The 12,940-nt window shown below is 37.7% G+C and carries 13 protein-coding genes; 8 read left to right on the top strand and 5 right to left on the bottom strand.

Translation table 11 applies throughout. The features are described 5' to 3' along the window. Positions 1 to 81: 81 nt before the first annotated feature. From uvrB to yidD, 4 genes are read right to left on the bottom strand one after another with little or no spacing between them, the layout of a single operon-like run. Positions 82 to 2,115, bottom strand: a complete 2,034-nt coding sequence (uvrB, locus tag R3F25_01015; GenBank protein MEZ5495406.1) for an excinuclease ABC subunit UvrB — start codon at positions 2,113 to 2,115, stop codon at positions 82 to 84. A gap of 10 nt (positions 2,116 to 2,125) precedes the next feature. After that, positions 2,126 to 3,130 (bottom strand): isoaspartyl peptidase/L-asparaginase, encoded by a 1,005-nt coding sequence (locus tag R3F25_01010; protein MEZ5495405.1) that lies wholly within the window; start codon positions 3,128 to 3,130, stop codon positions 2,126 to 2,128. 4 nt (positions 3,131 to 3,134) lie between these two features. Further along, the gene (locus tag R3F25_01005; protein ID MEZ5495404.1) at positions 3,135 to 4,466 is read right to left on the bottom strand and encodes a dihydroorotase; all 1,332 of its coding nucleotides are present in this window, start codon (positions 4,464 to 4,466) and stop codon (positions 3,135 to 3,137) included. A 6-nt stretch (positions 4,467 to 4,472) separates the two neighbouring features. Beyond that, on the bottom strand, positions 4,473 to 4,718 hold the full coding sequence (gene yidD / locus R3F25_01000; protein ID MEZ5495403.1) for a membrane protein insertion efficiency factor YidD: 246 nt from the start codon (positions 4,716 to 4,718) through the stop codon (positions 4,473 to 4,475). A gap of 159 nt (positions 4,719 to 4,877) precedes the next feature. Here yidD and dksA point away from each other — a divergent pair, with 159 nt between their 5' ends. The 8 genes from dksA to R3F25_00960 all read left to right on the top strand — a co-directional run bounded on the left by dksA (position 4,878) and on the right by R3F25_00960 (position 12,257). After that, positions 4,878 to 5,339, top strand: a complete 462-nt coding sequence (gene dksA / locus R3F25_00995) for an RNA polymerase-binding protein DksA (protein ID MEZ5495402.1) — start codon at positions 4,878 to 4,880, stop codon at positions 5,337 to 5,339. 11 nt (positions 5,340 to 5,350) lie between these two features. After that, positions 5,351 to 6,446, top strand: a protein-coding gene (gene prfB / locus R3F25_00990) for a peptide chain release factor 2 (protein MEZ5495401.1) whose coding sequence is annotated in 2 segments (ribosomal slippage) — positions 5,351 to 5,413 and positions 5,415 to 6,446 — 1,095 coding nt in all. Because the reading frame shifts where the segments join, the coding sequence is not laid out codon by codon here. Between the two features lie 39 nt (positions 6,447 to 6,485). Next, on the top strand, positions 6,486 to 7,973 hold the full coding sequence (gene lysS, locus R3F25_00985) for a lysine--tRNA ligase (GenBank protein MEZ5495400.1): 1,488 nt from the start codon (positions 6,486 to 6,488) through the stop codon (positions 7,971 to 7,973). 28 nt (positions 7,974 to 8,001) lie between these two features. Then, a complete protein-coding gene (locus R3F25_00980) occupies positions 8,002 to 8,427 on the top strand; it encodes a PilZ domain-containing protein (GenBank protein MEZ5495399.1) in 426 nt (141 codons plus the stop codon). Beyond that, complete coding sequence (locus R3F25_00975; protein MEZ5495398.1) at positions 8,346 to 8,966, top strand: LysE family translocator; 621 nt, start codon at positions 8,346 to 8,348, stop codon at positions 8,964 to 8,966. The genes R3F25_00980 and R3F25_00975 overlap by 82 nt, the downstream gene beginning before the upstream one ends. 48 nt (positions 8,967 to 9,014) lie before the next feature. Continuing rightward, entirely contained in the window at positions 9,015 to 9,458 is a 444-nt protein-coding gene (locus R3F25_00970) for an SUF system NifU family Fe-S cluster assembly protein (GenBank protein ID MEZ5495397.1), read from the top strand. 3 nt (positions 9,459 to 9,461) lie between these two features. After that, a complete protein-coding gene (locus tag R3F25_00965) occupies positions 9,462 to 10,895 on the top strand; it encodes a rhomboid family intramembrane serine protease (GenBank protein MEZ5495396.1) in 1,434 nt (477 codons plus the stop codon). A gap of 3 nt (positions 10,896 to 10,898) precedes the next feature. Further along, positions 10,899 to 12,257 carry a hypothetical protein gene (locus R3F25_00960; protein MEZ5495395.1) on the top strand — a complete coding sequence of 453 codons (1,359 nt, stop codon included), beginning with the start codon at positions 10,899 to 10,901 and terminating at the stop codon, positions 12,255 to 12,257. On the opposite strand, the gene R3F25_00955 is transcribed toward R3F25_00960, so the two are convergent. Beyond that, positions 12,228 to 12,935, bottom strand: a complete 708-nt coding sequence (locus tag R3F25_00955; protein MEZ5495394.1) for a hypothetical protein — start codon at positions 12,933 to 12,935, stop codon at positions 12,228 to 12,230. The genes R3F25_00960 and R3F25_00955 overlap by 30 nt on opposite strands. Positions 12,936 to 12,940 lie beyond the last annotated feature (5 nt).

Genomic DNA, 12,940 nt, shown 5'->3' with positions numbered 1-12,940 from the left:
AATTTATTGTTATGGTGAAAAAGTTCAGATACTTTATCACAATTTGATGGGAGTTCGTATTATTTCGAATACAGAATTGTATTAACCACCAACAAATTGTGAGCTTTTAATACGAGCGATTTCATCTCGAATTTTGGCAGCCTCTTCAAATTCCATGTTTTTTGCGTGTTCAAACATAGATTTTTCGAGCTTGGCAATGAGTTGTGCTAATTGTTTAGGAGTTTCGATATTGTAATTTGCAGATTTTTCAGCAACTTTCAGTCTGCTGCCGGCTTCTGAATTGGCATCAAATCCATCTTTCAAATCATGAATTTTACGAATCACTGTTTTCGGTGTGATTCCATGTTTTTTGTTGAATTCCATTTGTTTTTCACGACGACGTTGGGTTTCGTTGATGGCGTATTCCATTGCCGGAGTGATTTTATCACCATATAAAATCGCTTTGCCTTTTGAATTACGGCTGGCACGACCAATAGTTTGAATCAGCGAGCGATCAGAACGTAAAAAGCCGGGTTTATCTGCATCTAAAATCGCAACCAGCGAAACTTCCGGCATATCCAAACCTTCACGAAGAAGATTGATACCGATAAGAACATCAAAAACACCTTGTCGCAAGTCTCGGATGATTTCCGCACGTTCAACAGTATCAATTTCAGAATGCAGATATCGACATTTAATGCCATGTTCTGTCATGTAATCGGTTAAATCCTCACTCATGCGTTTTGTGAGCGTGGTGACAAGAATTCGTTCGCCAATTTTGACTCTTTTATTAACCTCAGAAAGCAAATCATCGACTTGTGTGGAAACCGGACGGACTTCAATTTTAGGATCAAGAAGTCCTGTGGGTCTCACCACTTGCTCAACAGTTTGCGAAGCATTCTTTTCTTCATAATCTGCCGGAGTCGCTGAGACAAAAATCATTCGAGGGGTTCTGGCTTCCCATTCTTCAAAACGAAGAGGGCGGTTGTCCATTGCCGAAGGCAAACGGAAACCGTAATTGACTAAATTTTCTTTTCGAGAACGGTCACCTTTATACATGCCGCCAATTTGTGGAATGGAAACATGGCTTTCGTCCATCACCAGTAAAGCATCATCTGGCAGATAATCAAACAAACAAGGTGGTGGTGCACCGGGAGGCAATCCGGTCAGATGTCTGGAATAGTTCTCAATTCCGGTGCAATAGCCGAGTTCCATCATCATTTCCAAGTCATAATTGGTTCGTTGTTCCAGTCTTTGTGCTTCGACCAGGCGATTTTCTTCTTTGAGAAATTTCAAGCGTTCAACTAGTTCTTCGCGAATGGTGCTGATGGCATGTACAATTCGGTCACGCGGAGTGACGAAGTGTGTTGTTGGAAATATTGTGATTTCTGTTTCATTACTGAGTTTTTTCCCCGTCAGAGGATCGAAATAACTCAGTTGCTCGATTTCATCATCGAAAAGTTCAATACGAATGGCTTGTTTGTCAGATTCTGCTGGAAAAATATCAATCACTTCCCCATGAACCCGGAAAGTTCCTCGTGCCAATTCGTAATCATTACGATCAAATTGTAATTCCGCTAATTGACGGAGTAAATCCCGCTGGTCGATAATTTGTCCGACTTTCAGTGGAATGACCATGCGTAAATAGGACTGAGGATCACCTAGACCGTAAATAGCGGAAACCGTTGCCACAATAATCACATCCCGACGTTCCATCAGGGCTTTGGTAGCAGACAGTCGCATTTGCTCGATGTACTCGTTGATTGAAGCATCTTTCTCGATATAAGTGTCCGATGCAGCGACATAGGCTTCCGGTTGATAATAGTCGTAATAGGAAACGAAATATTCAACCGCATTATTGGGGAAAAATTCTTTAAATTCGTTGTAAAGTTGCCCGGCGAGAGTTTTGTTATGCACCATCACCATTGTTGGTTTCTGAATGTTTTGTATCGCATTGGCGATAGTGAAAGTTTTTCCTGAACCGGTGACACCCAACAAAGTTTGAGCTTTCAGTCCACTTTCAAAACCTTCGGTCAGTTTTCTGATGGCTTCAGGTTGATCACCGGCAGGTTCAAACGGACTGCTGATAGCAAAATTTTTCTGATTGCGATTGACTTTAAGTTTAACGACTTCCATATTCAATTGTTTATTTATAAATCAAAACAGTGTATTCCGATTGTTCAGTTTTATATCCTCTATACATTCCTGGTGTGTTAAAAATCATGATCGGAGTGCCGTTTTTATCTAAACCAATAATTCCGCCATCTCCTCCTGCATTTTTGAGGATTTGATTGATCACTTCATCAGCTGCTTGTTCTAAAGATTTGTTTTGATAGAGTGTTCTGGCACATATGTCGTGAGCAACAGCATAACGAATAAAATATTCTCCATGACCTGTTGCTGAAATTCCACAACTGCGATTGTCGGCATAAGTTCCTGCCCCAACTATAGGTGAATCACCAATTCGGCCGTATGCTTTATTGGTCATGCCGCCGGTTGATGTAGCGGCAGTTATGTTTCCTTTTTTATCTATGGCAACTGCACCAACTGTGCTGAATTTACCATCTGTTTTGAGTAAGTCTTCTGATAAGGAAACTGTATCTTTCTTTTGAATTTCCAGCCATTGTTGATAGCGATACTCGGAATCAAAATATTTATTATCAACCATTTCTAATCCTTGTTTTGCGGCAAATTCATCGGCTCCTTTTCCAGAAAGCATAACGTGCGGAGAATTCAGCATTACTTCTTTGGCAGCATTAATTGGATTTTTGATTTTCTTAACGCCTGCCACAGCCCCGGCTTGTAAATCACTTCCCCTCATGATTGAAGCATCCAATTCGTGTTCACCGGTTGCTGTGTAAACAGCACCTTTGCCGGCATTAAAAAGTTCAGAGTTTTCCATAACATTGATTGCCGCAATAACGGCATCGGTTGAAGTTCCGTTGTTCTTAAGGACTTGATATCCGGCTTTGAGTGATTCCTCAAGTTTGGCTGAGATAGCAGCTTCCTTTTCAGGAGTCATATTTTCTTTAAGAATGGTTCCGGCACCACCGTGAATCACAATAGCAATTGGTTTGTTTTTATTGGTTTCTTCTGACATGGCAGTGGTTGAAATAATAAACAGAATTAAAATTAAAAAACGAAATCTCATGACTTTACCTGATATATTTGAGTGCTAAACCGTTCGCTTGACCTAATAAAGTTCCATTCCATTTGAGTTCACCATTAACCCAGGTTTTCTCAATGCTCGCCGTAAATGTTTCACCATCATAAGGTGTCCAGCCACATTGATAAAGCATGTCAGTATTTTTAACGGTATAGCTTTTATTCATGTCAACGAGAACCAAATCGGCAAAATAGTCTTCTCGAATGTAGCCTCGATCAATCAAATTGAATAAATCGGCAACATTATGAGATGTTTTTTGAACGATTTTCTCTAATGCAAATTTTCCCTGATTTACCAATGTCAATAAACTGGGTAGGGCTGTTTGTACTAATGGTAAACCGGATGGCGCTTTGAAGTATTTATTTTGTTTCTCGTCCCATGTATGAGGTGCGTGATCGGTAGCAATAATATCGAGGTTACCATGATTAATTCCGTCAATAATCGCCATTTTGTCGGAATTTCTTTTAACTGCGGGATTACATTTAATGAGAGTTCCTAAATCTCTGTAATCATGATCGTCGAACCAGGCAAAATGTACACAGGCTTCACCGGTAATTTGCTTCAGTGATAAAGGTAATTGTTTGAAAAGCTCAACTTCTTCAGCGGTGGAAATATGTAAAACATGAAGTTTTGTTCCATGTTTTTCTGCGAGTTTCATAGCCAGATTGGTCGATTTAATACAGGCTTCTCTGGAACGAATATTGCCATGCTCTGAAACAGGGACATCTTCACCGTATTTTTCTCTGGCGAGTTCTTCATTGTGTTGTATGGTCGGTGAATCTTCACAATGGGTTGCTACTAGAATTTCAGTATTTTTGAAGATTTCATCCAGTGTATTTTCGTTATCAACCAGCATGTTACCTGTTGAAGCTCCCATGAAAACTTTGACTCCACAAACCAAACTGGTATCAATGGACTTAATATCTTCGATATTATCGTTTGTTGCGCCCAAATAAAATCCATAATTACAATGGGAATAACCCTTGATGAGATTATGCTTCTCTATGATTGCTTGCTGGCTTGTGGTTTGAGGTGATGTGTTTGGCATATCCATAACCGAAGTGATTCCACCGGCAACAGCTGCTGCTGATTCAGTAATAAAGCGACCTTTATGTGGCATTCCGGGTTCGCGAAAATGGACTTGGTCATCAATCATTCCTGGAAGAAGGTGTTTGCCTTCTGCATCAATAATGGTGTAAGAATCATCAGCACTGATGTTTTTGTCAATTTTTTCAATTCTTTGACCATGGATTAAAACGTCGCTTTCTGAAAGAATCAGCTCATTGACAATTTTTGCGTTTTTAATAAGAATTTTATTCATATAATTTCACAGATTTTCGTTTTTATTTTGTTCGGGTTCAACCTCCGGCACATGATCAATTCCTCCTTCGCAACCGGGGTGACAGCGTGAAATTCTTTTCACACCAAGACCGATTCCTTTAATCACTCCAAATCGTTGAATGGCAGTCATCATGTACTCAGAGCAACTCGGATAAAAGCGACAACGATTGCCCAAAAGTGGACTAATAAAATATTTGTAGCCTTTAAGAATGTAAATTAATATGAATTTCATACCATTTTGTTAAAAATTGTCAGGTTTTTATTGCCCATTGAGTGTCTTTGAGTTATAAATACTCGCCCTAAAATTCTGGCTTCTTGAAGCCGGATTATTCGATTGATTGTGTGGATTCTATCATGGGATTTGCACCATATAAATACGCAGGAGAATTTAATGTCAGAAAGAAGCATTAATGATTTGCCAGAGGGATATATACCAAAACTTGAGCTTGAAGAAGGCTATATTCCCTCAGAAAATGAGGAATACATGTGCGATAAGCATGTCGAGTATTTCCGTCGCAGACTAGTTCAATGGCAGGAAGAATTAAATAAGGAGTCTCAGGAAACAATAAACAACCTCCAATCTGAAGTTCGTGATGTTGGCGATGATGCCGAACGTGCTTCCAGAGAAACTGAAAACACCCTGGAATTAAGAACTCGAGACAGGTACAGAAAACTTTTAGCAAAAATCCGCAAGGCTTTAACTCGTATTAAAGAAGGCGACTATGGTTATTGCGAAGATACTGATGAAGAGATTGGATTACGACGCTTAATGGCGAGACCGATCGCAACAATGACTATTGATGCACAGGAACGTTGGGAACTGCGTCAGAGATTGCTCAAAGAAGGAAAGTAATTTACAAAATTATGGAAACCGCTCCGCAACACGCGCAAATTAAAGATTTTAGTCAAAGAACTTCCGAGTTAAGGAGGTTTCTTTGACTATGATGTCAAAAAAGAAAAACTCGAAGAAGTTAACTTAGAACTTGAAAATCCGGAAGTTTGGAACAATCCGGAACATGCACAGGCTCTTGGCAAAGAGCGCTCACAACTCGAACAAATCGTGTCAAGCCTTGATGAATTGCATAATGGCATCAAAGATGCTGATGAATTTCTACAAATGGCTGAACATGAAGAAGACGAAGAAACGCTTGAAATAGTTATTCAGGACTTACAACGTATACAAGGACTATTGGAAAAAATGGAATTCACCAAAATGTTTTCCAACCCAATGGATCCTAATAATTGTTTTCTCGATATTCAATCCGGTTCCGGTGGAACAGAGGCTCAGGACTGGGCAGAAATGATTCTGCGTATGTACTTGCGTTATTGTGAGAAAAAAGGATTTAGCACCAAATTATTGGAGTGTTCCGCTGGTGATGTTGCAGGAATTAAATCAGCAACCATAGAAATTACCGGCGACCATGCTTTTGGCTGGTTACGCACAGAAATTGGTGTACACCGCTTAGTGAGAAAATCACCATTTGATTCCAGTAACAAACGTCATACCAGCTTTGCAGCCGTATTTGTATCACCTGAAATTGATGATGATGTTGAAATTGAAATCGACCCTTCTGATTTGAGAATAGATGTTTATCGGGCATCAGGCGCCGGTGGTCAGCACGTTAACCGAACTGAATCTGCTGTGAGGATTACTCATATTCCCACGAATGTCGTGGTTCAGTGTCAGGATGATCGCTCTCAACATAAGAATAAAGCATCAGCAATGAAGCAATTAAAGGCTAAATTGTATGAACTTGAAATGCAAAAACGTCAGGAGGAATCGCAATCAACTGAAGATGCTAAAGCGGATGTGGGTTGGGGTTCGCAAATTCGTTCTTATGTACTGGATCAGTCACGAATCAAAGATTTACGCACAGGAGTTGAGAACTCAAACACGCAAGCTGTACTCGATGGTGATTTAGACAAATTTATTATTGCCAGTTTGAAACAAGGCTTATAAAATCAACCACTTTTAAATAACTCAACCAGGATTTGGGAAATGTCGGAAGAAAATCATTTAATTACTGAAAGAAGACAAAAATTACAATCAATTCGTGATGAAAAAGGAATTGCGTTTCCTAATGATTTCAGGCGAACTCATTTAGCATTGGAACTGCATGAGAAATACGGCGATATTTCAAAAGAAGATTTAGATCCTCAGAATATCGAAGTTTCAGTTGTTGGACGTATGATGAGTAAACGTGAGTTCGGTAAGGGTGGTTTTGCGGTTATCAAAGATGTGACTGAATCCATTCAACTTTTTGTCCAGCTCAATGGTGTGGGAGAAGAGAAGTTTAATGAATTCAAATCCTGGGATTTAGGCGATATTATTGCGGCTAAAGGCACAATGTTTAAAACTCAAACCGGTGAGCTTTCTGTTAAAACCTCTGAAATCCGTCTGATTACCAAGTCATTAAGACCACTGCCGGATAAATTTCACGGATTATCCGACCAGGAAACCCGTTATCGCCAGAGATATGTGGATTTGATTATGAACCAAGAAAGTCGAGATACTTTCAAAGTACGATCAAGAATCATTTCTCACATTCGTAACTTTATGGAAAACAAGAATTTTCTTGAGGTTGAAACTCCAATGATGCATATCATTCCGGGTGGTGCTGCTGCCAAACCTTTTGAAACACATCATAATGCTTTGGATCTGACTTTATATTTGAGAATTGCCCCTGAATTGTTTTTGAAACGTCTGGTTGTTGGTGGTTTTGAAAGAGTCTATGAAATCAACCGTAATTTCCGTAACGAAGGGGTATCTACAAGGCATAATCCTGAATTTACCATGATGGAATTTTATTGGGCGTATGCTGATTATAACGATTTGATGGATATCACTGAAGAATTGTTTAAACAGCTTGCTGAAGTTGCTACCGGTGGAACAATGATTGATTATCAAGGTCAAAAAATTGATTTTGGCAGTCCTTTTGCAAGAGTCAGTATGAAAGACCTTGTACTTAAACATAATCCGCAAATTTCTGCATCCGATTGCGAAAGCAGAGATGCATTAGCGACACATTGTGACAGGTTGGGTATTCATGTTGAGGATAATTGGGGTAAAGGTCGTTTATTATCTGAAATTTTTGAAGAAACAGCGGAAGCGGAGTTAATTCAACCGACATTTGTGATAGAGTATCCAACTGAAATCTCACCATTATCCCGTCGAAATGATATTAATCCTGATTACACAGATCGTTTCGAACTGTTTATTTCAGGAAATGAAATAGCCAACGGATTTTCCGAATTGAATGATCCTGAAGATCAGGCAGAAAGATTCAAAGAGCAAGTCGCCAGTAAAGAAGCCGGCGATGATGAAGCGATGCATTATGATGCTGATTATGTTAGAGCTCTGGAATATGGAATGCCGCCGACAGCAGGTGAGGGTATTGGGATTGACCGTTTGGTGATGCTGTTTACAGATTCAGCTTCGATCAGAGACGTACTTCTGTTTCCTTATATGCGTCCTGAGGTGAGTTGAAGAATAAGATTTTTGGGATTGTTTTGATATGAGTTTCAACAATAGCAATAAAATTCGTTACTCCAGAAAACCCTTAACAACTTCTTGTTTGTTACTGAGGCAAGGTCGCTCCATAGTCATGGAAGTTAAAAATATATCGGCATCGGGTATTTTATTACAATACGATGAAGAAAATGATATTAAACTTCGTGTTGATGATTTTTGCGTTTTGGAAATCATTTTGAATAACAATTTTAATCTCCATGTTGAAGCTGATGTTGTCAGAGTGAGTGAAGAAGAAGTGGCATTGAAGTTCATCAAGATTCCTGAAGAAAAGCAAATTCCATTGTGGGAATTGCTGGGTGAGCATGTTGACAAGAATAGAAAAATAATTTGTCATTCTCTGAAATTTCCGCCTTTCTTCTGGCCTCAACCGTTCTGGCTTTTACGCCGGGTCCTGACATTCTATTTGTAATTGTCACGTCTTTATCTCAAGGTTTCAGAACCACTTTTAAATTCATTCTGGGACTCTCTTCAGGGGTTATCGTTCACACAACTTTAATCGTTATAGGAATTTCCACTCTTATCCGTCAATCCCAGTACGGAGTTCAAGTTTTACAGGTTTTTGCCGCGGGTTATCTATTGTGGTTGGCTTATAAAACTTACATTCATCGTTTGGACTCTATCACTCTGAATAAAACAGATAAAGTTGAAAATTACTTTTTCAGAGGATTTTTCATGAATGTATCCAATCCAAAAGTGATGCTATTCTTTCTGGCTTTTTTTCCTCAATTTGCCAATCTCGAGAAAGATGGTTATCAGGTTCGTTTGATGATTCTGGGATTGCTTTTTATTAGTGTGACGATAGTTGCCTTTTCTATCGTCGCTTGGATCAGTTCAAAAGGGCGCGAAAAGTTAATTGAAAACCCGAAATTCAGCCATCGAATCAACTGGTTTGCAATATTGGTTTTTGTTGGAGTTTCTACTTTATTGATAATAGATATTTTTACTTGAGCCCTTAAAATCCAGTATAATCCGTTTACAATCATCAAAAAATTGTAAATGGATATCAAACAACTTTATAAACAAACCGTTTTGCAGCACAATCGTAACCCGCAGAACTACGGCACACCTGAAAATTTCACTCATAAAGCTGAAGGTCTGAATGCGATATGCGGAGACCAGGTTTTCGTGTACCTGAATGTTGTAAACGATGTCATTGAAAGCATTTTTTTTGATGGAGAAAGTTGTGCAATATCAACAGCTTCATCATCTTTAATGACGGAATTTCTCACCGGTAAAACAGTTCAGCAAGCAAAGGAATTATTTACGGACTTTTGCATATTGATGGATAAAAATAGCGGAATTGATTCAATGGAATCACTAGGAATTGTAAACACAATAGCCGGTGTTAAAAACTTTCCTGCAAGAATCAAATCTGCAACTCTATGCTGGCATGCAATGAATGCGGCTTTAGACGGTAAAGAGACGGCGACGACGGAGTAAATTATGGTAATCATTCCTACTGAAAAAAGATTTGACTGGAAACATGCTCCAATTATGCTTTTTGTTATTGTTGTCTTAAATGTACTGATATATTTTGGCTATCAACATAACGATGATAAAAAAATTTATTCAGCTCTGAGTCGTTATGATGCGCTTGGTTTGTTGGAGTATGAATGGCCGGCTTATAGGGAATTTCTGAAATCCAAAAATGAAGATGAGCGATTAGTCGAAGTTCAGGAGTTATATAATCATTCAGAATATCCGGATGCTTATTTTAATTTGCTCTATGAAATTGTCACAGACAAAGATTTTTTTCAATATTTGCAACAAAATTCCTATGATGTGTTTGATGCAAACTATGTGACAAATTGGACTTCTGTCCGTACAGAAATTAATCAACAAATTGAATCTATCAGTTCTATTTCGTATGGATTGATTCCAAAGCAAATGGATACTTTTTCGTTCATTAGTTATCAGTTTTTACATGGAAGTGCAATGCATCTGATTGGCAATCTGTTTTTTCTGATTGTTTGTGGATTTGCGGTTGAAGCAGCCATCGGGCATTTGAAGTTTTTATTATTTTATTTAATTTCAGGTGTAGCAGGTGGATTACTATTTTGCTTTGTGAACCCGAATAGTAATATCCCGTTGGTTGGGGCCTCAGGTTCGATTTCCGGCGTTATGGCAATGTATTTGGGAGTTTTTAGGTTTAAGAAAATCGAGTTTTTCTACTGGTTTTTTGTATTCGTCGGTTATTTCCGGGCTCCGGCTTTGCTGATTCTGCCTTTTTATATAGGCAAAGAGTTATATGATTACTTCAATGATGTTGGTTCAAATGTTGCATTTATGGCTCACGCCGGAGGTTTTATTGCCGGTGCCTTAGCAATGATTGTGACATATTTGATTAACCCGAAGTTATTTAACATTGAATACATTGAGGAGGACCAATCATTACCGCAAGTACAGAAAGATATGGGTGTGGTGAATGATTTTATCTCCAAATTCAAATTTCAGTCAGCTGAAAAAGCATTGGACAGTGTGATGAAGAAATACGGAGAGAATTTTGACAGATTGATTCTTAAATACAATCTTCAAAAGCTACTTTCAAATAATAAGCGACATGAATTAATGTTCAAAATTGCCAAATTACAGAACCTCAATGAATCTCAACTCACTAAACTGCAAAGTTTATGGGATGTTCATAAAGAGAGTATGATTGGAGTGAAAAAGGCGGATTTATACAACCTTGGCTATTTAATGGCGAACTCGACCCATTTTAAAGTTTCTGAAGAGATATTTGAAATTCTTAATAAGGATGAAGAAAAGTTTGATTTGTTAGTCAATCTTTCAAGAAAGCTATCAACGGTTTTTAGTCAAATCAATAATTCCGATAAAACGTCTCAATATAAACAATTAACCCAGCAACTCGAGTCGTAAGCCATGGAATTTTGTAAATATCATCCCATAGAACCGGCATTTTATCGTTGTCAAAATTGTGAGTATGAATGTTGCAGAGATTGTATAAATTCAGAAGATAGAACCGGGTTATCTCGTTGTTTTTTATGCAATCAACCTCTGACACCAATTTTAAACTCTGATACGATTACGCCGTTTTGGCGTCGTTTATCGGAAAGTTTTAAATATCCGATGAATATGGACTCACTCATGCTGATTTTTGGGGCAGCGGTTTTATTCACTTTAACTTCTTATTTACCATTCAGTCTGATTTTTCAATTGTTGATTCTTGGGGGATTGATTAAATATAGTTTTACTTGTTTGGAAAATACCGCCAAAGGAGAGTTAACAGCACCTGATATCACTCAGGCTTATGGCAGTGGTTTTAAGTTGGTTCTGCAGGTGATTTTTCTCAATATTGCCGTGTTTTTGGTGATTGGAGCCGCTTATGATTATCTTGGCAGTATGATTGGAAGCATGATTGCAGTGATTTTAATTGCCGGATTGCCGGCAATGATTATCAATTTCGCACTGACTGAAAATATCTTTGATGCATTGAATCCTCTTTCAATGTTCCGTTTGATGTCTTCTATTGGTTTACCTTATGGCTTAATTCTTGCCTTTATCTTAATTATGACCGGCTCTGTTGGTGTCATCAATCAATTTTTAATGAGTGATGATATATCTTTAATTTCGATTATATTACAATCATCAGTGAGTAATTATTACATGGTTGTAATTTTTCACATCATGGGATACATGATTTACCAGTATCAAGAGGAGTTGGGTTTTGTTACACAATTGCCCGGTAATTTTCGTGAAAAAAGAAAATCGGTTGTTGAAAATGGTCTTACTCATATTGATATTTTAATTAAAGAAGGAAGATATGACGAAGCAGTCAATATTTTCAAGAATCTAAGCGAATCCTATCCGGATGATGAGAATCTCATTCAAAATTTCGTCGAGTTATTACTGGCAACCCGAGATAAAGAGACCATTCATAGCATCAGTGAAAAATATCTCAATTCATTGATAAATAAAGGAATTGACGATAAAGTTTCAATTGCCTTTCAAAGAATAAGTTCCGTCATTGATGGTTTTAAACCATTAACAGCGGAACAAAGATACCGAGTTGCCAAAATACTTCATAATAAAGGAAATTATAAGCAATCGGTCTTTTTGATTAATGGGATTCATAAGGATTTTCCCAAACATTCAATTTTAGGTACAGCGTTTGTATTGATGGCAGACTCTTTGGATAATATGCCCAATATGCAATCTCAGGCTCAAAAATGTCGTGATTTTTCTAAAAAGCTAGAGCTTTCGCAAAGTCAGACTGGTTAATAACGAATCCATCGCAAATTTGTAAGAATTGGAATTGGTGTTATTACTGAGTAAAGTAAATTGTATCAGCCAATCACTTTTAAAAATAATTCCTTTAGTGATTATTTTATAGTCTTTTATAGCTTTAGAATTTGTCAGAGTGGCTGTGATAGCTTTGCCCGAGGATAAGTTGAAAACATTGAGGTTGACAGAACCTTCTCTCGAGCCTTTGACATATCTGCTTGCAGAAAGCTGCAATAATTCAATCAATTCCTGCTCATTAAATTGTTTATTATCCGGATAAATAAAGTCGATTTTGAGAGAAATATCAGAATCAAGTAAGCGAATATGTAGGAATTTATTATCGTAAACTTTCTTGAATATCTTCCAGTTCAATAAAGCCTTTAATGAAATTTGATAATTTTTTACTATTTCAGAAATGATTTGAGACGAGTTGTTGTCCGAGCTAATTTCACTGACAGATTTATACTGAATAGAACTCACATAAGATAGAGCGCTATTAATTGATTTTTTGATGTTATTTTTTTTATTCGATTTGGTCTTTTTGCAAGATTGTTCTTGATAAGAAATAGTTCCATTCTCCATCATACAACGATGAATTTGTTTAGGTTCTTTTGGAAATCCTTTTGAAATCAATAGTGTAAGAAACAGGAATATTGTATTTCTTACCAAATTCATAATCG

The organism is Gammaproteobacteria bacterium, assembly GCA_041395445.1.
Taxonomy (GTDB): Bacteria; Pseudomonadota; Gammaproteobacteria; order Xanthomonadales; family Marinicellaceae; genus NORP309.
Note: the sequence above shows the minus strand (reverse complement) of the source record. Positions and strands in the feature narration are given on the sequence as shown.

Excerpts from the sequence above, each read along its gene's own strand:
- uvrB (MEZ5495406.1), bottom strand. The coding sequence starts at position 2,115 with ATGGAAGTCGTTAAACTTAAAGTCAATCGCAATCAGAAAAATTTTGCT.
- R3F25_01010 (MEZ5495405.1), bottom strand. The coding sequence starts at position 3,130 with ATGAGATTTCGTTTTTTAATTTTAATTCTGTTTATTATTTCAACCACT.
- R3F25_01005 (MEZ5495404.1), bottom strand. The coding sequence starts at position 4,466 with ATGAATAAAATTCTTATTAAAAACGCAAAAATTGTCAATGAGCTGATT.
- yidD (MEZ5495403.1), bottom strand. The coding sequence starts at position 4,718 with ATGAAATTCATATTAATTTACATTCTTAAAGGCTACAAATATTTTATT.
- dksA (MEZ5495402.1), top strand. The coding sequence starts at position 4,878 with ATGTCAGAAAGAAGCATTAATGATTTGCCAGAGGGATATATACCAAAA.
- lysS (MEZ5495400.1), top strand. The coding sequence starts at position 6,486 with ATGTCGGAAGAAAATCATTTAATTACTGAAAGAAGACAAAAATTACAA.
- R3F25_00980 (MEZ5495399.1), top strand. The coding sequence starts at position 8,002 with ATGAGTTTCAACAATAGCAATAAAATTCGTTACTCCAGAAAACCCTTA.
- R3F25_00970 (MEZ5495397.1), top strand. The coding sequence starts at position 9,015 with ATGGATATCAAACAACTTTATAAACAAACCGTTTTGCAGCACAATCGT.
- R3F25_00965 (MEZ5495396.1), top strand. The coding sequence starts at position 9,462 with ATGGTAATCATTCCTACTGAAAAAAGATTTGACTGGAAACATGCTCCA.
- R3F25_00960 (MEZ5495395.1), top strand. The coding sequence starts at position 10,899 with ATGGAATTTTGTAAATATCATCCCATAGAACCGGCATTTTATCGTTGT.
- R3F25_00955 (MEZ5495394.1), bottom strand. The coding sequence starts at position 12,935 with ATGAATTTGGTAAGAAATACAATATTCCTGTTTCTTACACTATTGATT.